Raw genomic sequence first — 18,098 nt, forward strand, 5'->3', positions numbered from 1 at the left:
GTCGGCAGCGGCGCCGACCTTGCGATCCGGGTCGGTGACCAGCCCGACTCGCGCCTGACCCGGAGGCGGATCGGACAGGTCGGCGTGCACCTGGTGGCCTCGACCGCCTACCTGGCGCGCCGCGGCGTGCCGCGGCATGCGCGGGAACTGGCCGCGCACGACGCCATCGTCGCCAGCCCGCTGCTGCGCTGGGCGTTGCGCGATCCGGCCGGTGGCGACGAATGCGTGCCGCGGCCGAGGCCGGGCTCGGGATGCTGCTGTGCCCGACATCGCTGACACGCGACGCGAGCGCATGCGGCAGCCTGGTCGACGTGCTGCCGGCCCGGCAGCCGCGGCCGCGTCCGGTCTTCGCGGTGTGGTCGCAGCAGCGCTACCTGCCGGCGCGGGTCCGCGCCCTGGTGGAGTACCTGGCGGCCTTCCTCGCCGCCGACCCGCTGCTGGCGCCGGGCCAGCCGTAGCGGTGCACTAGCGGCCCTGGTGCCGGTGGCGTCCCGAAGCACCCGCCGTCCGCAGCCAAGTCCGAACCGGGCCCGGCGCCGCACGCGGGTGCCACCGTGATCAGTCGCGGTGTTCCCGGGCGAGGTATTCCGCGCTGCGCATCTCGATCAGGCGCGACGCGGTGCGTTCGAAGGCAGCCTGCAGCCGTTCGCCGGCGTACAGCCCCGGCGGGGGTGCGTCGGCGGTGCAGACCAGGTTGACGTGGCGGTCGTAGAGCTCGTCGACCAGGGTGACGAAGCGGCGCGCGGCGTCGTCGTCGTTCGCGCCCAGCACCGGCACGTTGCCCAGCAGCACGGTGTGGAACTCGCGCGCGATCTCGATGTAGTCGCCGGCCGCGCGCGGGCCTTCGCACAGCGCGGCGAAGTCGAACCAGGCCATGCCCTTGCAGCGCGCGCGGGTGGCGATCTTGCGGCCTTCCAGCTCGATGCTGCCGTCGCGGTGCGCGTCGTCGCCGCCCAGTGCGTGCCAGCGCGATTCCAGCCACGCGTCCGATTCCCCGTCCAGCGGCGCGCGATAGACCGGCGAACGGGTCAGTTCGCGCAGGCGGTAGTCGGTATCGCTCTGCATGTGCAGGACATGGCAGTGCCGTTCGATCAGTGCGATCGCGGGCTCGAAGCGCGCGCGCTGCAGGCCGTCCTTGTACAGGTTGGCCGGGGCGGTGTTGGAACTGGTCACCAGCACCACCCCCTCGGCGAACAGGCGTTCGAGCAGGCGCCCGAGCAGCATCGCGTCGCCGATGTCGCTGACGAAGAACTCGTCCAGCACCAGCACCCGCAACTGCGCGCGCCATTCGCGCGCGATCGCCGCCAGCGGGTCGCGTTCGCCGGCATGCGCGCGCAGGCGTTCGTGCACGCTGCGCATGAAGCGGTGGAAGTGGGTGCGGCGCTTCTGCGCGACGGGCAGCCCGTCGAAGAACAGGTCGATCAGGAAGGTCTTGCCGCGGCCGACCCCACCCCACAAGTACAGGCCGCGGACAGGTTCGGCGTCGCCGCGACCGAACAGCCTGCCGAGCAGGCCGCCGCGCGCCGACGCCTGTGACAGGGCCAGGTGGATGCGGTCGAGCTCGCGCAGCACGTCGCGCTGGGCCGGGTCGTCGCTCCAGTCGCCGCGGGCGACGCCGGCGGCGTAGCGCGACGAAGGCAGCCCGCTCGCGGCCGCCGCTTCGTCGCTCGTTGCGCCGCTGCTCATCGACGCGCGGCCCACGGCGGCGTGCCGGACGCGCGGCGGCGCCCGCTGGTCAGGTGGTGCGCTGCCTTCATGTGGCGGCGGGCAGGTAGGCCTTGACGCCGTTCTTGATCGCGCCGCGCAGGTCGATCAGCTTGCGATGGAAGAAGTGCGTGGTGTCGGGCATGCGCACCAGTTCGGCCTGCGCCTTCTCCTGCTCCAGCCAGTCGTAGACCGCCTGCGGGTCGACCACTTCGTCGTTCTCGCCCTGGATCACCAGCCACGGCATGGTCGGCAGCGCGATGCTGTCGAAGTCCCAGCGCCCGGCGGGCGGGGCGATCGTGACCAGCACGCCGGGCTGCAGCGAGGCCGCCGCGCGCAGCGCCACGTAGGCGCCGAAACTGAAGCCGGCCAGCCACAGCGCGTCCCCGGGCCGCTGCTCGCGCACCCAGGCGGCGACCGCGTGCAGGTCGTCGACTTCGCCGCGGCCCTCGTCGAAACTGCCGGCCGATTCGCCGGTGCCGCGGAAGTTGAAGCGCACGGTGGTCGCGCCCAGTTCGCGCAGGGCGCGCGCGGCCATCGTCACCACCTTGTTGTGCATCGTGCCGCCTTCGGTGGGCAGCGGGTGGCAGACGATGGCGACCAGCGGCAGCGGGGTGGCGTCGTCGCCGGGCAGGTCGACGTGCAGTTCCAGCGCGCCCGCGGGACCGGCGAGGGTGACGGGGCCCGAAACGTCGGGAAACGGGGGATTGGCCATGGGACGCATGATAGGCGCTGCGCCGCAGCGGCGCGTCACGGGGCGCCTGCGCGCGGCGGAGCGCTACCGTCGGCGCGAGCCGCGCGGCACGCTTTCACCGACGATCGCGCTCCGTTCGCCGAATTTGGCCCGGCCTCGGATACGAAGACGCCGCCCGGAGGCGGCGTCTTCGAGCGGCTCGCTGGCAGCGCCCTTACTTGAGGTTGCCCATCATCCAGTCGACGGTGGCCTTGACCTGCTCGTCGCTCAGCGCCGGGTTGCCGCCCTTGGGCGGCATGATGCCGCCGTCCGGGCCGTTGTAGCCCTCGATCGCATGCTTGTAGAGCGTTTCGGTGCCCTGGGCGATGCGCGCGGCCCAGTGCGCCTTGTCCATGGTCGGCGCGTTGCCGGCGCCTGACGTGTGGCAGCCGGTGCACAGGTTGCTGAAGATCACCGAGCCGTCCATCGTGCCGCCATAGGCGACCTGGGCGGCGGCGGCTGCGCTGGCCGCGGCCGATGCGGCGGCCTGCGAGGCGGCGCCGGTCGCGCCGGCGTACACGTCGCCGGCCGTTGCGATCCGCGCCTGGGTGGCGCGCTGCGCGGTGGGCGAAACCTCAGGCGGGATGACCCCGTTCAAATGGTTGGCGAACAACAGCAGGGCCAGCGTGACCACCACCAGGAAGCCGATCACCATCGAGAAATGCTTGAGAAAATCGAGGTCGTAGTTGCGCACGTTTCACCCTTGGCGGCCGCTCGGAGGCCGTGCTTGTCGCACAGAAGTATAAGGACTGGCGCGCCTGGAGGGATTCGAACCCCCGACCAATGGCTTCGGAAGCCACTACTCTATCCGGCTGAGCTACAGGCGCCCGGTCGACTATTGTCCATGATCGCGCCCAGCGGCGCGAGTCGCGTACGCTTGCCGGGCTTCGCTGCCGAAGGCTGCCATGTCCTATGAACGTTTCCAGCCAGCCCCGGTCTCCCGGTGGCGCGAGCGGCTGGGCCAGTACTGGAAGCTGACCCGCGGCGACCGCCCGATCGGGTGGCTGCTGCTGCTCTGGCCGACCTGGTGGGGGCTATGGGTGGCCGCGGAGGGCGTGCCGCCGTGGTGGACGCTGGCGGTGTTCTCGCTCGGGGTCTGGCTGACCCGCTCGGCGGGCTGCGTGATCAACGACTACGCCGACCGCTGGCTCGACCCGCAGGTCGAGCGCACCAAGGACCGGCCGCTGGCGACGGGCGCGGTGCGCGGCCGCGAGGCGCTGGCGCTGTTCGCGGTGCTGATGCTGGCCGCGTTCGCGCTGGTGCTGACGATGAACCGGCTCACCATCCTGATGAGCTTCGTCGGCGTGCTGCTCGCGGCGAGCTATCCATACCTCAAGCGCTACACGTACCTGCCGCAGGTGTATTTGGGCATGGCGTTCGGCTGGGGCATCCCGATGGCCTTCGCCGCGGTGCAGGGCACGGTGCCGCCGGTGGCGTGGCTGCTGTACGGCGCCAACATCCTGTGGTCGACCGCCTACGACACCTGGTACGCGATGGTCGACCGCGACGACGACATCCGCATGGGCGCCAAATCCACCGCGATCCTGTTCGGCGACGCCGACCTCGCGATCCAGGGCGTGCTGTACGCGCTGGTGTTCGCCGCGCTGGCGCTGGCGGGCCAGCAGGCGGGGCTCGGCGCCTGGTACTTCGGCGGACTGGGCGTGGCCGCGCTGCTGGTGGCGTACGAATTCGTGATCGCCCGCCACCGCGGCCGCGAGGCATGCTTCCGCGCCTTCCTGCACAACCACTGGGTGGGGATGGCGGTGTTCGCCGGCATCGCGGCGGACTACGCAGTGGCCGGCGCCCGGCTGTCGCCGTTGTAGGAGCGGCGGAAGCCGCGACCGCAGCCCGGCCCCGTTGCAGTTCCGCCGCTACCGCAGGCGGGAGCACGTCGCGAGCCCGGCGCACGGGCACCCCGATACATGCCTTCGCCATCGAAGATGCCGATGTGCCGGAGGCCGATGCCCGGACTTGCGCTTCAATAGCCGAGCCTGACCGCCTTGACCTCGGTGAAGTGCTCCAGCCCGATCCGGCCGTTTTCCCGGCCGTAACCCGACTGCTTTACGCCGCCGAACGGCAAGGTCGCGCCGCCGCCGCCGCCGTTGACGATGACCTGCCCGCTTTCCAGCAGGCCGACCAGCGCATGCACCGTGCCGATGTCGCGAGCCCAGAGCTTTGCCGAAAGGCCGTAGCGTGAATCGTTTGCCAGCGCGGCGACGGCTGCCGGCGAGGCGTCGTCGTCGAACGGCGTCACCGTCAGCACGGGCGCGAAGATCTCCTCCCGCGACACCTGCATGTCCGCGGCCGCGTCGACCAGGATCGCCGGCTCGAAGAAGTAGCCGTTGCCCGGGCGGGCGTGCCCGCCGCGCAACAGGCGCGCCCCGGCGGCCACGCTGTGGCCGATGATGTTCTCGGCGCGTCTGCGTTGCGCGGCCGAGATCATGGGCCCCATCTGGGTTGCTTCCTCGTAGCCGGGGCCGATGCGCAGGCCGTCCATCGCTGCCAGCATGCGCTGGAGCAGGGGCTCGTACACGGATCGCTGCACGAAGACCCGCGAGCCGGCCGCGCAGTATTGCCCGCACTTGAACGCAATCTCGCCGACGATCGCGCTGGCCGCCCGGTCCAGGTCGGCGTCGGCAAACACCAGTACCGGCGACTTGCCCCCCAGCTCGAGCACGAGGCGCTTGAGGTTGCTGTTAGCCGAGGCCGCCATGATCGACCTGCCCACCGCGGTGGAGCCGGTGAAGCTGATGATGTCGACGCCTGGATGGTCGGCCAATGCTTGGCCGGCGCTCGGCCCGGTGCCGGTCACGATGTTCACGACCCCGTCCGGGATGCCGACCTCGCGGCACAGGTCGCCGATCAGCAGCGCCGACAGCGGCGCCAGTTCGGCCGGCTTGAGCACGGCGGTGCACCCGGTCGCCAACGCCGCGGCGAGTTTCTGCAGCACCATCAGGAAAGGCGCATTCCACGGCGTGATCAGGCCGGCGACCCCGATCGGCTGGCGGAGGAAGTAGTCCATGGCTGGTTGCGTGGCCGGATGCATGGGCACCTCGCCGGTGAGCTTGTTGGCCCAGCCCGCGCTATCGCGCAGCGCGCGCAGGCCCAGGGGCAGGTCGCCGTTGCGCACTGACGCGATGCCGTGGCCGGCGTCGAGCGATTCCAGCAAGGCGAAGGTTTCGCTTCGCGCCTCGATGACGTCGGCCAGCGCGTGCAGCCGGGCGGCGCGCTGCCAGGCCGGCAGGCGTGGCCACGGGCCCTCGCGGAAGGCGCGGCGGGCGGCGGCCACCGCGAGGTCGATATCCGCCTCGCCCCCGGCTGCGATGGCGGCGATCGGTGCGCCGGTGGCGGGGTTGTCGACCTGCAGCGACTTGCCGGAAGCGCACGCTTGCCACAGGCCGTCGATGAAGATCGCCGGCGTGCGGTCCAGGAGTTGTCGGCGCAGGCTCGGGAGCATCGATGTGGCGTCGAGGCGGGTGGGATGTGCCAACGGGATCGGGGTCGACATGGGAGGTGAGGTCATGACGGTTCGGCGCACTGTAGATGACAATATCAACAATTATGGCACGAGTTGATATTGTCAACGGCGGGTGTCGTTCTTCACTCGTGGTCCGCCGGGTCCAGCGGTGCGAGCCCTCCAAGCAGCGTCTCCAGCTGCGCGCGTTCGCTGGAGTCGAGCCCGGCGACCAGCTCGCGCGCCGTATCGGCGCGCAGCGACTCCGCGCGCAGATGGACGGCGGTTCCGGCGGCTGTCAGCGCCAGCGGCTGCGCGCGGCGCCCGCCGCCGGCCGGGTGGCCCACGAATTCGCGCGCGCGCAGGATCTTGATGATGCGGGCGATCTGCGCCTTGTCGCGGCCGCTGGCGCGGACGATGTCGCTTTGCGTGCATCCCGGGTGGCGGGCGATGAAGCGCAAGGTGCGCGCTTCCATCGCCGCCAGGCCTAGGCCGGCCTCGCGCAGCAGACGCTGCATGCGGGCCGTGGTCCGCCGTTCGATGGCGTTGACCAGGCTGAGGATCTCGATTCCGGGTGGGACGGCCATGCGCACCTGTATTCCATTTCAGCCCGGCGGATGGGAAGCACGTGGCCGGTGGACCTATCGTACGTCTGCCGGCGATGGCATTCGGCTACGGTGCCCGCGCGCAGACCCAGGCGTCGACGCGCGCGACGCCGGCGCGATGCAACGCATCGGCTGCTGCGTGCAGCGTGGCGCCGGTGGTCATCACATCGTCGACCACGGCGACGTGCCCCGGCAGCTGTACGCCCGTCGCGATCGCGAATGCGCCGCGGAGGTTGCGCCGGCGGCGCGTGGCATCGAGTTCGGACTGTGGCGCCGTGGCGCGCGTGCGCACCAGCGCGCCGTCCAGCAAAGGCAGGCGCAGCGCGCGGGCCAGCGGTCGGGCCAGTTCGAGCGCCTGGTCGTAGCCGCGCTGGCGCAACCGTGTGCGATGCAGCGGGATCGGCAGCAGCGCCTGCGGCCGTTCGGCCCCGGCCAGGGATTGCGCCATCAGCTGCGCAAGCAGGCGTCCGGCGGCCAGGTCCTGGTGGAACTTGAAGCGCGGCAGCAGGCGATCGAGCGGCGCGGCGTAGACGAAGGCGGCGCGGGTGGCGCGCAGCGGAGGCGGCTTTCGCAGGCATGGCCCGCAATGCGGGCCGGCGACGTCCGTGTGATCGTCAGCGCCCGGCAGCGGGATCGCGCAGCGGGCGCAGGCGTGGCGATTCCACGGCAGCGATGCGAGGCAGGCCGCGCACAGGTCGTGGCCCGGTTGCCCCGCTTCGGCGCAGGCCAGGCAGCGTCCCGGCCAGACGTGGCCCAGCCAGCGCCGCCAGCGGCCGTCAACATCCGGCAGGGCGATTCGGTTGACAGGCATGGACATGCTTTCCAGACTGCCCAGCTTGCCTCGCGCCGTCAGTCAGGAAACCGCCATGCCCACCGTCAGTGAACCCCGCGACCGCTCCGGCGCGCCGCCGCGCCACGACTGGAGCCGCCGCGAGGTCGAGGCGCTGTTGGACCTTCCGTTCACTGAGCTGCTGTTCCGCGCCGCCAGCGTGCACCGCGAGCACTTCGATCCCGCCGAAGTCCAGGTCAGCACCCTGCTGTCGGTGAAGACCGGCGGTTGCCCCGAGGACTGCGCCTACTGCCCGCAGGCCCAGCGCTACCACACCGGCGTCGAAGCCCAGAAGCTGATGAGCACGCAGGACGTGCTGGCGAAGGCCAGGCAGGCGAAGGAGGCCGGCGCCTCGCGCTTCTGCATGGGTGCGGCCTGGCGCTCGCCGAAGGACCGCGACATCCCCAAGGTCGCCGAGATGATCCGCGAAGTGAAGGCGCTGGGGCTGGAAACCTGCGCCACTCTGGGCATGCTCAGCGGCGGCCAGGCCAGCGCGCTCCGGGCCGCGGGCCTGGACTACTACAACCACAACATCGACACCGACCCCGAGCTCTACGGCGACATCATCCATACCCGCGAGATGCAGGACCGCTTCGACACCCTCGCCCACGTGCGCGACGCGGGCATGAAGACCTGCTGCGGCGGCATCGTCGGCATGGGCGAGTCGCGGCGCCAGCGCGCCGGGCTGCTGCAGACGCTGGCGACGCTGCCCGCGCACCCGGATTCGGTGCCGATCAACCGCCTGGTGCAGGTCGAAGGCACGCCGCTGCACGGCACGGCCGAGTTGGACCCCTTCGAGTTCGTGCGCACGATCGCGGTCGCGCGCATCCTGATGCCCAAATCGATGGTGCGACTGTCCGCCGGGCGCGAGCAGATGAGCGATGAACTGCAGGCGCTGTGCTTCGCTGCCGGCGCAAACTCGATCTTCCATGGAGAGAAGCTGCTGACCACTGGCAATCCCGACACCGAGCGCGACCGCGCCCTGTTCGAACGCCTGGGCCTGCGGCCGATGCAGGTGACCGTGGACGCGGACGGGCACGACCACGGCGGCACGGTGCACGCGGACATCGTCGAGTCCACCTGTTCGTGCGCGGCCTAGCCGGCGCGGCAGCGGCGCGCGTGCTGGCAAATGGATTCCGGCGGACGGAGGGCGTTGTCATGGTGAACATCTCGCCGATCGGCGTGCATTCCGGGATGGCCTGACATGCCCTGGTACGGGTGGGCCTACCTGACGCTGCTGTGCCTGATCGGCGCCGGCGGATTCGTCGCGGGGCTGCGCGGCGGGCACGCGCGGCTGGCGGTGCTGCAGCTGGCCGCGATCACCGTGCTGGCCTGGGGCGTGGCGCTGTATTTCCGCGGCGAAGGTGCCGGCGTCGCCTACGGCCTGGCCCTGCTCTGCGCGATCGCGGTGCTGGCCTACAAGAGTTTCGCCGACACGCGCATCGCCGACCGCGAACGCATCGCGCCGGCCGGCCGTCTCGGCGTGGCGCTCGGGCAGCTGCTGCTGGTGCCCGGCGCCCTGCTCGGCGCGCTCGCGTTCTGGGCGCAGCGCGGTGTCTGAACGCCCCGACCTGCACCTGCGCATCGCCGCGCAGCGCGAACAGCGCGCCGCGCTCGGCCGCACGCGCGTGCGCCGCACCGTCATCCGTCGCGACGGCATGCGCTGCGAGGTCCTCGACCCCGACGGTGGCGCCTCGCGCTGGCTGCTCAACTTCTGCAGCAACGATTACCTCGGGCTGTCGCGGCAGTTCGCGGTGGTCAACGCGCTGCAGGACGCTGCCGCGCGCGAGGGCGCCGGCAGTACCGCCTCGCACCTGGTGTGCGGCCACCACGCCGTGCACGACGCGCTGGAACATGAGCTCGCCGACTGGATCGGCGCGCCGCGCGCGCTACTGTTCGGTAGCGGTTTCCTCGCCAACCTCGCGGTGGTGCAGGCGTTGCTCGGCGACGACGACCTGTGCGTGCAGGACCGGCTCAACCACGCCAGCCTGGTCGACGCCGCGCGCCTGGCCGGCTGTCGCCTGCGGCGCTATCCGCATGCCGACGCCGATGGCGCGCTGCGCCAGCTGCGCGGCAACCCCGACGGCGCCGCGCTGCTGGCCACCGATGGCGTCTTCAGCATGGACGGGGACATCGCGCCGCTGCGCGAGCTGGCGCTGGCCGCGCACGCACAGCGCGCGCTGCTGTACGTCGACGACGCACACGGCGTGGGCGTCGTCGGGCCCGATGGCCGCGGCAGCGTCGCCGCCGCGCGCCTGCCTGGCGCCGCGCCGCTGCAGCTGGTGACGCTGGGCAAGGCGCTGGGCGGCTATGGCGCGGCGGTGCTCGGCGATGCGGACGTGATCGATCACCTGGCGCAGACCGCGCGCCCCTACGTCTACACCACCGCGCTGCCGCCGGCGCAGGCCGCCGCTTCGCTGGCGGCGGTGAAGCTGGCGCGGCGCGAAGGCTGGCGCCGCGACAGGCTGCTGGCGCAGGTCGCGCAGTTCCGGCGCCTGGCCGCGCGCGCCGGCCTCGAACTGCTGCCCTCCGACACCCCGATCCAGCCGCTGCTGTGCGGCGGCGACGCCGAGGCGATGGCGATGGCGGCCGCCCTCGAGGCGCAGGGATTCTGGGTCGCCGCGATCCGCCCGCCCACGGTATCGGAGGGCCGCGCGCGCCTGCGCGTGACGCTCTCGGCGCTGCATGCGCCCGAGGACATCGAAGCGCTGGTCGATGCGCTGGCGCGCGCCGCCGCGCGCGTGGGCATCGCCTCGGGCAAGACGCCCGCCTTCACGTCGCAGGGCGCGGCCAACCCCGGCCACGAAACGCGGCCGCAGCCTTGAACGTGATCGCCACCGATGGCCGCCGCGCGCTGGCGGCGGTCGCCATCGCGCTGGCTTCGGCGCTGTTCTTCACCCTGACCTACGTGCTCAACCGCGCCAGCGCGAACGACGGCGGGCACTGGGCGTGGACCGCCGCGCTGCGCTACCTGATCACGCTGCCGCTGCTGCTGCCGCTGATGCCCTGGCAGGGCGGCACGGCGCCGGTGTGGCGCGCGATCCGCGCCCACCCGTGGGCGTGGCTGCGCTGCGGCGCGATCGGCTTCGTCGCGTTCTACCTGCTGCTGGCCTACGCGGCCGGCAGCGGACCGTCGTGGCTGGTGGCGGGCAGCTTCCAGTTCACGGTGATCGCCGGGATGCTGTGCGCGCCGCTGATCTACCGCGACGCGCGGCGCCGCGTCCCGCGCGCGGCACTCGGCATCGGCGCGATGATCTTCGCCGGCGTGCTGCTGCTGCAGTTCGGCCATGCAGACGGTGCGCTCGATCGCTCCGGCTGGATCGCGCTGGCCTGCGTGCTCGGCGCCGCGGTGATGTATCCGCTCGGCAACCGCCTGCTGCTGCTGCACCTGGAGCGCAGCGGCGAACACCTCAACGCCACCCAGCGCGTGTTCGGCATGACCTTGGCCAGCCAGCCGCTGTGGATCTTGGTCGCGGCTTTCGCCTGGCATGAAGCCGGCATTCCCTCGGCAGCCCAGGCGTGGCTGGCCGCCGGCGTCGCGCTCAGTGCGGGGGTGATCGCGACCATCCTGTTCTTCCAGGCCACCGGCATGGTTCGCGACAACCCCGCCGCGCTCGGCGCTGCCGAGGCGATGCAGGCGGCGGAACTGCTGTTCGCGACGGTCCTGGGCGTGGCATTCCTGCACGAAGCCTGGCCGCGCGGCGTGGCGGTCTGGGGCGCGGTGCTGGTGGTGCTGGGGATCGTGGCGTTCGCGTTGCTGGTGGCGCGCCGAAGCGCCGGCAGCCTGCCGCGGACGCGCGCGCTGCGAACGGATCGAGGTGCATGAACGACGCGCTGTACATCGAGGAGACGGGCCAGGGTTCGCCGCTGGTGCTGCTGCACGGTTGGGCGATGCACGGCGGGGTGTTCACCCTGCTGGCCGAGCGCCTGCGCGAACGCCATCGGCTGTTCATCGTCGACCTGCCCGGCCATGGCCGCAGCCGTGACAGCGCCGTGCCGCTGGCGCCGGAGGCCTGCGTCGAAGCGATCGCCGCGCGGGTACCGCGCGCGCCGTGGTGCGGCTGGTCGCTCGGCGGACTGGTCGCGCTGCACGCGGCGGCCACGCGGCCCGGCGACGTACCGGGCCTGGCGATGGTCTGCGCCAGCCCGCGCTTCGTGCGCGGGGATGGCTGGAAGTACGGCATGTCGCCGGAGATCTTCCGCGACTTCGCCAGCGGCCTGCGCAACGACTATCGCGCCACGCTCGACCGCTTCATCGCGCTGGAGGCCTTCGGCTCGGACGACGCACGCGGTGAGCTGCGCACGCTGCGCGCCGAGGTCTTCGCGCGCGGAGAGCCGGCCGCGCATGTGCTCGCCGACGGCCTCGAGTTGCTGGAAACCGCCGACCTGCGCGACGCGCTGCCGACACTCGCCGTGCCGAGCCTGTGGATCGCCGGCCGCCGCGACCGGCTGGTCGATCCGCGCGCGATGCGCGGGGCCGCCGATACGGTGGCCGGCGCGAAGTTCGCGGTCGTCGAACACGGCGGGCATGCGCCGTTCCTCACCCACGCCGACGAGGTCGCCGCGCTGCTTGAGGGCTTCCTGCAGGAGCTGCCGGCATGAGCAGGCTGTTCGATCCGAGACAGGTGCGACGCGCGTTCTCGCGCGCATCGGCCAGCTACGACGCGGCGGCCGGACTGCAGCATGAAGTCGAGGCGCGGCTGCTCGAATCCCTCGATTACCTCGAGGACCGCGTGCCGGACACCATAGTCGACCTCGGCTGCGGCCCCGGCCACGCCGCGGCGGCGATGCGCAAGCGCTGGCCGAGGGCGCGCGTGATCGCGATGGACCTGGCGCTGCCGATGCTGCGCCAGGCGCGGCCCCACGGCGGCTGGGGAGCGTTGTCCTGGAGCGGCCTGCACAAGCCGATCGACCGCATCAACGCCGACGCGCGCGCGCTGCCGCTGGCCGAGAACAGCGTCGACGTGCTGTTCTGCAACCTGTGCCTGCAGTGGGTCGAGGACCTGGGCGCCGTGTTCGCCGGCTTCCGTCGCGTGCTCAAGCCCGATGGCCTGCTGCTGGTGTCCAGCTTCGGCCCCGACACGCTGCAGGAGCTGCGCGCGGCATTTGCCGACGCCGACAGCGCGCCGCACGTCAGTCCGTTCGCCGCCATCGCCCAGGTCGGCGATGCGCTGATGCACGCGGGCTTCCGCAATCCGGTGCTCGATCGAGACGTCTTCCTGCAGGGCTATGACGACCTGCCGGCCCTGATGCGCGAACTGCGCGCGATCGGCGCCACCAACGCGCTCGCCTCGCGCCGGCAGACGCTGACCGGCAGGGCGCGCTTCGCCGCCGCCGCCGCCGCCTACGAACGCGAGCGCCGCGACGGTCGCCTGCCCGCAACCTGGGAAGTGATCTACGCCCAGGCCTGGGGGCCGCAGCCGGGGGCGCCGATCCGCGAAGGCGGCCATGACGTCGTGTCGGTGCCGGTGTCGAAGATCCCGATCCGGCGCCGTTGAAGTTGGTTGCCGCGGGTCGTGTCCCGTGGACGACTTCAGCCACGGGATCCGGAAAGCGAATGGAGATTGGGCTTTAGCCGGGTCTCGTTCGCGGCAGCGCGCGTGGAAACGCGCTGGCAATGCCGAAGCAGGTTGCGTGTTCAAGGTGCGCTGGTCAACGGATCGTGATCTGTCACCCGATACCGAGAGGCGCAGAGACCACGAGCCAGCTCTCCGGCGATCCATTCTTGCTGGGGTGCCAGCGCGTTCCGCATCTCTGGCGCCGGATGCTTCGATTCAGACACCTCCGCCTACACTCGGCGCGACCGTTCCGTCCAAAAGCCCGCCATGACCGTCCATCTCCATTTCGCTCCGTTCGTGCTGGCCGGTGCGCTGTTGGCCGCGCCCGCGATCGCCCAGGACGAATACGTCGTCGACCTGTCGCAGATCGATCCGACCGCGATGCTCGCCAGCGCGGGCGACGTGCTGATGCGCGCGCCTGACGCCGCCATCGACGATCTGTTCCAGGCCACGCACGCGGCTTCGCAGTCGCCGCGCGACGCGAAGATCCTGTGCAGGCTGTTCGATCCGCATGCCGACCGCAGCTTCGAGGCGCTGGCCGCCACTGCCAACCGGCTCGGCGCGGCCAGCCGCGAGCGTTTTGCGATCGCGCTGGCCAACATTGCCGCCGGCGGCCTGCAGAATCCGCGCCAGCCCTACGATGCCGCCGCCGCGAAGCAGACGCTGAAGTCCGCCGGCGTGACCGCGATGCTGCTGCACGACGATTTCCTGGTCGGCATGACCGCCGAAGGCAGCGACGCTGCAGCCCGCGACGCGCGCTGCCGCTCGTTCGGCTGGATGCTCGATGCGCTCGATGCGGTTCCGGCCGAGCAGCGGGTCGCCGCGACCCGGCTGATGCTCAACGAAGGGCTGTCGCAGCTCGGTCCACGCTGATCCATCGCGCTTGCAGTGGTTTCAGCCGCGAGTTGGCAACGCAGCGGTCGCCGGATCGCGATGCACGATCGTGCACTGATGCTTTGTGTTCCGTCGGTGCGATCACCGGTGCGCAACGCTCGCAACTGCCGCTGGTGCGCGGCGAAACCCGGCCATCGCGACAGCGATCCCGCGACGTGCAAGGTGTCGGGCCACCGAGTCGGAACACGTTGCCATTCCCCTTGAAGCTCGCGGCTGAAGCCGCTCCCACAGAGACGGGCATTCACCACGGCAGCGCATCGAGGTCGACGTTGCCGCCCGACAGGATCACGCCGACGCGCTGACCGTCGAAGCGCTCGTGATGGCCCAGCACCAGCGCCAGCGCGATCGCCGACGACGGCTCGACCAGCAGTTTCAGGCGCTGCCACAGCAGCCGCATCGCCGCGACGGTGTCATCGTCCGCGACCGTGAGCACTTCGACGCGATGCGTGCGCAGCAGTTCGAAATCCGGTGCGCCCAGGGAGCCGCGCAGCCCGTCGCAGATTGTGTCGGGAACGAAATCGATGACCCGTTCGCCGCGGCGCAGCGATTCGAAAGTATCGGCCGCGCCCGCGGGCTCGGCGCCGAACACGCGGCAGCCCGGCGCCAACGCGCGCGCCGCGATCGCGGTGCCCGAAGCCAGCCCGCCGCCGCCGACTGGCACCACGATCACGTCCAGCGCGCCGGCCGTGGCGAGCAGTTCCATCGCCGCGGTGCCCTGGCCCGCAATCACGCGCGGGTCGGTGTACGGGTGCACCAGCTCCGCGCCCGTCTGGGCCTGCACCTGCGCGCACATGGCTTCGCGCGCGGCGATGGTCGGTGCGCAGCGGTGCAGGACGGCGCCATAGGCTTCGATCGCGGCGAGCTTGGCCAGCACGGCGTTGTCCGGAACCACCACGTGGCAGGGGATGCCACGCGTCTTCGCGGCCAGCGCCAGTGCGCCGCCGTGGTTGCCGGAGGAATGGGTGACCACGCCGCGCGCCGCGGTCGCATCGTCCAGCGACCACACCGCGTTGCAGGCGCCGCGGAACTTGAACGCGCCCGCGCGCTGCAGCGGCTCTGCCTTGAAGTGCAGAGCGCAACCGGCCATCGCATCGAGAGCGCGCGAGCGCAGCACCGGGGTGGCGTGCGCGTGCGGCGCGATGCGCGCGGCGGCGGCGAGGATGTCGTTGAATTCGGGCAGCGGGGCGGGATCCATGGGCAGAGCGTACGATGGCGGAGCTGTTCAGCTAACACAACGCCGCCTGGCGAAAATTAAGCACGGATTCAACGCACAAGGCCGATGCTGGCCTTCGATCAACAGGGGAAGCCGCCATGTTCCGCCAGCTTGCCATCCTTGCCGCCTCTCTCGCCCTGGCCGGCTGTGCTACCGACTACAGCTATCGTGGCGGCGGCGCCGGCGGCGATTACTACTACGGCCGCCCCTCCGTCGACTACTACGGCTACGGGGCACCCTACGGCAGCGCCTACGGCTATCCGGGCAGCTGGTACGGTGGGGTGGGTATCGGCTATGGCTACGGTTACGGCGGCTATGGCTATCCGTACAACTATTACGGCGGCGGCTATTACCCGCCGTACTGGTGGCACCGGCCGCATCGCCCCCACAGGCCGCCGCAGGACGACGCACCGCCGCGGGTCACCGGCGGGCGCCTGCCGGCGAACCGGGTGACCGGCAACCAGCCGCCACGCAGCCCTGCGCAGGTGATGCCGCGCAATGGCGAGCGCCCGATGCTTCCGCCGCGTCGTGAGGCGCCCTGGCGCGGTCGCGCGGATGCCGGCGCGCCGACGATGTCGCGGCCGGCCCCGCAGGCGGTGCGCCCGCCTTCGAGCAGCCCGCGTCCGGCGCCGAGCCAGCGACCTGTCTCCGCACCCCGTCCCGCGCCGCCGGTTTCGCGTCCATCGCGGCCGGCACCGACGCCGAGTTTCCGGGAACGTGAACCCGATCGTAAACGTGAGCGTTGAGGCGCTTGCGTCCGCGGCAAACTGGACGCAAGCTAACCCGACTGACCGGTTGCGTCCTTTTTGGACGTAACAGGGACTGACCAATGTCGACACCCGGCGGGGTAATCCGGATCCCCCCTGTTCCGCTCCCCGCCGGGCGTCGGCGCCTAGTCCAGGCGCCCCGAGGCGCATCCCCAAAAGAAAAGGGGCCGAATGTCCCCCGACATCCGGCCCCCGGTGCTACCCCGTCGTGCGCGTGGCTGGCCCTGTTCCGATTTCCAGCCTGCGCCCCCTCGCGCTTGCCACGTCGGGTGCAACGGACAAGTTGCACGAAGCGTGCCAACTTTGGCCGCCTTGCGGTCCCGCCCAGGGCCTAGAATGTTGCCCCCTTGTTCCCGCGGTCGCGCGCATGGCGTCGTTTCGCCGGCGCCATCGCTCGGCCTCCGCGCGCCTTGCGGCATGACATGACCGATTCCTTCCATCGCTACGACGTCATCGTCATCGGCGGCGGCCACGCCGGCACCGAGGCCGCGCTGGCATCCGCGCGCGCCGGGGCACGCACTCTGCTGCTCACCCACAACATCGAGACCGTGGGTGCGATGAGCTGCAACCCGGCGATCGGCGGCATCGGCAAAGGCCACCTGGTGCGCGAGATCGATGCGCTCGGTGGCGTCATGGCGAAGGCCGCCGACGCCGCCGGCATCCAGTGGCGCCGGCTCAACGCGTCGAAGGGTCCCGCGGTGCGCGCGACGCGCTGCCAGGCCGATCGCGGCCTGTATCGCGCCTTCATCCGTCGCGCGGTGGAGGCGCAGCCGAACCTTACCCTGTTCCAATCCGCGGTCGATGACCTGGTCATCGAATCCGACGGCAGAGGCCGCGATCGCGTGCGCGGCGCGCTCACCAACACCGGCCTGCGCTTCGAGGCGCCTTCGGTGGTGCTGACCGCGGGCACCTTCCTCGCCGGCAAGATCCACGTCGGCCAGACCCAGTACGCCGCCGGCCGCATGGGCGACCCGCCCGCCACGACGCTCGCCGCGAAGCTGCGCGAGCGCCCGTTCGTGGTCGATCGCCTCAAGACCGGCACCCCGCCGCGCATCGACGGCCGCACGCTCGATTATTCGGTGATGGAGGAGCAACCCGGCGACGACCCGCGCCCGGTGTTTTCGTTCATGGGCACGCGCGCGGACCATCCGCGGCAGGCGTCGTGCTGGATCACCCACACCAGCGAACGCACCCACGACATCATCCGCGGCGCGCTGGATCGGTCGCCGCTGTATTCCGGCCAGATCGAAGGCGTCGGCCCGCGCTACTGTCCATCGATCGAGGACAAGGTGGTGCGCTTCGCCGAGAAGGCCTCGCACCAGATCTTCGTCGAGCCCGAGGGGCTCGACGTGACCGAGATCTATCCCAACGGCATCTCCACCTCGCTGCCGTTCGACGTGCAGCTGGCGCTGGTGCGCTCGATCCGCGGCTTCGAGAACGCGCACATCACCCGTGCCGGCTACGCGATCGAGTACGACTACTTCGATCCGCGCGGGCTGCAGGCGTCACTGGAAACCAAGTCGGTGGCCGGACTGTTCTTCGCCGGCCAGGTCAACGGCACCACCGGCTACGAGGAGGCCGCGGCGCAGGGACTGGTCGCGGGGCTCAACGCCGCGCGACTCGCGCAGGAGCGCGCTGCGTGGTCGCCGCGCCGCGACCAGGCCTACATCGGGGTGCTGATCGACGACCTGATCACCCAGGGCACGATCGAGCCCTATCGCATGTTCACCTCGCGCGCCGAGTACCGCCTGCAGCTGCGCGAGGACAACGCCGACCTGCGCCTGACGGGCATCGGCCGCGAGCTCGGGCTGGTCGACGACGCGCGCTGGGCGGCGTTCGCGCGCAAGCGCGACGCGGTGGCCGCGGAAACGCAGCGACTCGGGGCGCTGTGGGCCTCGCCCAACAACGCGATCGGCCGCGACGCGGTGGCCACGCTGGGCATCGAACTGAGCCGCGAGAGCAGCGGACTGGACCTGCTGCGCCGTCCCGAACTCGACTACGCGAAGCTGACCTCGGTGCCGGCGTTTGCACCGGCGGCGGAAGATCCGGCGGTGGCCGAGCAGGTCGAGATCGAGGCCAAATACTCGGGTTACCTCGAGCGCCAGCGAGAAGAGATCGCGCGCGCCCAGCGCAACGAGGGCAAGGCGATCCCCGCCGGTTTCGACTACGCGCAGGTGCGCGGGCTGTCGGCCGAGGTGCGGCAGAAGTTCGAGCGCGTGCGGCCGCAGACCGTCGGCCAGGCCGGGCGCATTCCCGGCGTCACCCCGGCCGCGATCTCGCTGCTGCTGGTGCACCTGGAGCGCGCGCGGCGCGGCGCCCGGGTGGCCTGACGCAGGCGCCG

Annotated in this window: 17 protein-coding genes, 1 tRNA gene and 1 pseudogene; 11 read left to right on the forward strand and 8 right to left on the reverse strand. The window is 71.4% G+C overall.

Going from position 1 to position 18,098, the window contains the following annotated elements:
* Window positions 1-24 precede the first annotated feature (24 nt).
* Window positions 25-458 (forward strand): annotated as a pseudogene (locus ACFOM9_RS11060) (LysR substrate-binding domain-containing protein).
* 100 nt (window positions 459-558) lie between these two features.
* Here ACFOM9_RS11060 and zapE read toward each other — a convergent pair.
* The 4 genes from zapE to ACFOM9_RS11080 all read right to left on the reverse strand — a co-directional run bounded on the left by zapE (window position 559) and on the right by ACFOM9_RS11080 (window position 3,264).
* Entirely contained in the window at window positions 559-1,686 is a 1,128-nt protein-coding gene (zapE, locus tag ACFOM9_RS11065) for a cell division protein ZapE (RefSeq protein ID WP_386710354.1), read from the reverse strand.
* 67 nt (window positions 1,687-1,753) lie between these two features.
* On the reverse strand, window positions 1,754-2,419 hold the full coding sequence (locus ACFOM9_RS11070) for an alpha/beta hydrolase (RefSeq protein WP_386710357.1): 666 nt from the start codon (window positions 2,417-2,419) through the stop codon (window positions 1,754-1,756).
* Between the two features lie 193 nt (window positions 2,420-2,612).
* Window positions 2,613-3,131: a c-type cytochrome gene (locus ACFOM9_RS11075; RefSeq protein ID WP_386710358.1), complete on the reverse strand. Its 519-nt coding sequence runs from the start codon at window positions 3,129-3,131 to the stop codon at window positions 2,613-2,615.
* Window positions 3,132-3,187: 56 nt separating this feature from the next.
* Window positions 3,188-3,264: transfer RNA gene (locus ACFOM9_RS11080), tRNA-Arg, on the reverse strand.
* A 78-nt stretch (window positions 3,265-3,342) separates the two neighbouring features.
* On the opposite strand from ACFOM9_RS11080, the gene ubiA reads away from it, so the two are divergent.
* The gene (ubiA, locus tag ACFOM9_RS11085) at window positions 3,343-4,260 is read left to right on the forward strand and encodes a 4-hydroxybenzoate octaprenyltransferase (protein ID WP_386710361.1); all 918 of its coding nucleotides are present in this window, start codon (window positions 3,343-3,345) and stop codon (window positions 4,258-4,260) included.
* Between the two features lie 155 nt (window positions 4,261-4,415).
* Here the strand turns inward: ubiA and ACFOM9_RS11090 are convergent, their stop codons facing one another.
* From ACFOM9_RS11090 to ACFOM9_RS11100, 3 genes are all read right to left on the reverse strand, one after another.
* A complete protein-coding gene (locus ACFOM9_RS11090) occupies window positions 4,416-5,960 on the reverse strand; it encodes an aldehyde dehydrogenase family protein (protein ID WP_386710364.1) in 1,545 nt (514 codons plus the stop codon).
* Window positions 5,961-6,037: 77 nt separating this feature from the next.
* Window positions 6,038-6,478, reverse strand: coding sequence for a MarR family winged helix-turn-helix transcriptional regulator (locus ACFOM9_RS11095; protein WP_386710367.1), 441 nt, complete (start codon window positions 6,476-6,478; stop codon window positions 6,038-6,040).
* Window positions 6,479-6,563: 85 nt separating this feature from the next.
* Complete coding sequence (locus ACFOM9_RS11100) at window positions 6,564-7,307, reverse strand: double zinc ribbon domain-containing protein (RefSeq protein ID WP_386710370.1); 744 nt, start codon at window positions 7,305-7,307, stop codon at window positions 6,564-6,566.
* 55 nt (window positions 7,308-7,362) lie between these two features.
* Here ACFOM9_RS11100 and bioB point away from each other — a divergent pair, with 55 nt between their 5' ends.
* From bioB to ACFOM9_RS11135, 7 genes are all read left to right on the forward strand, one after another.
* Window positions 7,363-8,424 (forward strand): biotin synthase BioB, encoded by a 1,062-nt coding sequence (gene bioB / locus ACFOM9_RS11105; protein ID WP_386710373.1) that lies wholly within the window; start codon window positions 7,363-7,365, stop codon window positions 8,422-8,424.
* 105 nt (window positions 8,425-8,529) lie between these two features.
* Window positions 8,530-8,886 (forward strand): hypothetical protein, encoded by a 357-nt coding sequence (locus tag ACFOM9_RS11110; protein WP_386710376.1) that lies wholly within the window; start codon window positions 8,530-8,532, stop codon window positions 8,884-8,886.
* Window positions 8,879-10,150, forward strand: a complete 1,272-nt coding sequence (gene bioF, locus ACFOM9_RS11115; protein WP_386710379.1) for an 8-amino-7-oxononanoate synthase — start codon at window positions 8,879-8,881, stop codon at window positions 10,148-10,150. The genes ACFOM9_RS11110 and bioF overlap by 8 nt, the downstream gene beginning before the upstream one ends.
* Window positions 10,151-10,152: 2 nt before the next feature.
* Entirely contained in the window at window positions 10,153-11,151 is a 999-nt protein-coding gene (locus ACFOM9_RS11120) for a multidrug resistance efflux transporter family protein (protein WP_386711031.1), read from the forward strand.
* 8 nt (window positions 11,152-11,159) lie between these two features.
* A complete protein-coding gene (gene bioH / locus ACFOM9_RS11125; protein WP_386711033.1) occupies window positions 11,160-11,927 on the forward strand; it encodes a pimeloyl-ACP methyl ester esterase BioH in 768 nt (255 codons plus the stop codon).
* Entirely contained in the window at window positions 11,924-12,823 is a 900-nt protein-coding gene (gene bioC / locus ACFOM9_RS11130; RefSeq protein WP_386710382.1) for a malonyl-ACP O-methyltransferase BioC, read from the forward strand. Before bioH ends, bioC begins: the two co-directional genes overlap by 4 nt.
* A gap of 327 nt (window positions 12,824-13,150) precedes the next feature.
* On the forward strand, window positions 13,151-13,756 hold the full coding sequence (locus tag ACFOM9_RS11135; protein WP_386710385.1) for a hypothetical protein: 606 nt from the start codon (window positions 13,151-13,153) through the stop codon (window positions 13,754-13,756).
* Between the two features lie 262 nt (window positions 13,757-14,018).
* Here the strand turns inward: ACFOM9_RS11135 and ACFOM9_RS11140 are convergent, their stop codons facing one another.
* Window positions 14,019-14,972 (reverse strand): pyridoxal-phosphate dependent enzyme, encoded by a 954-nt coding sequence (locus ACFOM9_RS11140; RefSeq protein ID WP_386710388.1) that lies wholly within the window; start codon window positions 14,970-14,972, stop codon window positions 14,019-14,021.
* A gap of 116 nt (window positions 14,973-15,088) precedes the next feature.
* On the opposite strand from ACFOM9_RS11140, the gene ACFOM9_RS11145 reads away from it, so the two are divergent.
* A complete protein-coding gene (locus ACFOM9_RS11145) occupies window positions 15,089-15,736 on the forward strand; it encodes a hypothetical protein (RefSeq protein WP_386710391.1) in 648 nt (215 codons plus the stop codon).
* Window positions 15,737-16,179: 443 nt separating this feature from the next.
* A complete protein-coding gene (gene mnmG / locus ACFOM9_RS11150; protein WP_386710394.1) occupies window positions 16,180-18,087 on the forward strand; it encodes a tRNA uridine-5-carboxymethylaminomethyl(34) synthesis enzyme MnmG in 1,908 nt (635 codons plus the stop codon).
* Window positions 18,088-18,098 lie beyond the last annotated feature (11 nt).

This window comes from Luteimonas notoginsengisoli (assembly GCF_042648885.1).
Classification (GTDB): Bacteria; Pseudomonadota; Gammaproteobacteria; order Xanthomonadales; family Xanthomonadaceae; genus Luteimonas; species Luteimonas notoginsengisoli.

What these genes read in the sequence shown, in the direction of transcription:
- zapE (WP_386710354.1), bottom strand. Translation starts at nt 1,686, where the DNA reads ATGAGCAGCGGCGCAACGAGCGACGAAGCGGCGGCCGCGAGCGGGCTG.
- ACFOM9_RS11145 (WP_386710391.1), top strand. Translation starts at nt 15,089, where the DNA reads ATGTTCCGCCAGCTTGCCATCCTTGCCGCCTCTCTCGCCCTGGCCGGC.
- bioB (WP_386710373.1), top strand. Translation starts at nt 7,363, where the DNA reads ATGCCCACCGTCAGTGAACCCCGCGACCGCTCCGGCGCGCCGCCGCGC.
- ACFOM9_RS11100 (WP_386710370.1), bottom strand. Translation starts at nt 7,307, where the DNA reads ATGCCTGTCAACCGAATCGCCCTGCCGGATGTTGACGGCCGCTGGCGG.
- mnmG (WP_386710394.1), top strand. Translation starts at nt 16,180, where the DNA reads ATGACCGATTCCTTCCATCGCTACGACGTCATCGTCATCGGCGGCGGC.
- bioC (WP_386710382.1), top strand. Translation starts at nt 11,924, where the DNA reads ATGAGCAGGCTGTTCGATCCGAGACAGGTGCGACGCGCGTTCTCGCGC.
- ACFOM9_RS11140 (WP_386710388.1), bottom strand. Translation starts at nt 14,972, where the DNA reads ATGGATCCCGCCCCGCTGCCCGAATTCAACGACATCCTCGCCGCCGCC.
- ACFOM9_RS11135 (WP_386710385.1), top strand. Translation starts at nt 13,151, where the DNA reads ATGACCGTCCATCTCCATTTCGCTCCGTTCGTGCTGGCCGGTGCGCTG.
- ubiA (WP_386710361.1), top strand. Translation starts at nt 3,343, where the DNA reads ATGTCCTATGAACGTTTCCAGCCAGCCCCGGTCTCCCGGTGGCGCGAG.
- ACFOM9_RS11110 (WP_386710376.1), top strand. Translation starts at nt 8,530, where the DNA reads ATGCCCTGGTACGGGTGGGCCTACCTGACGCTGCTGTGCCTGATCGGC.
- ACFOM9_RS11090 (WP_386710364.1), bottom strand. Translation starts at nt 5,960, where the DNA reads ATGACCTCACCTCCCATGTCGACCCCGATCCCGTTGGCACATCCCACC.
- ACFOM9_RS11095 (WP_386710367.1), bottom strand. Translation starts at nt 6,478, where the DNA reads ATGGCCGTCCCACCCGGAATCGAGATCCTCAGCCTGGTCAACGCCATC.
- ACFOM9_RS11070 (WP_386710357.1), bottom strand. Translation starts at nt 2,419, where the DNA reads ATGGCCAATCCCCCGTTTCCCGACGTTTCGGGCCCCGTCACCCTCGCC.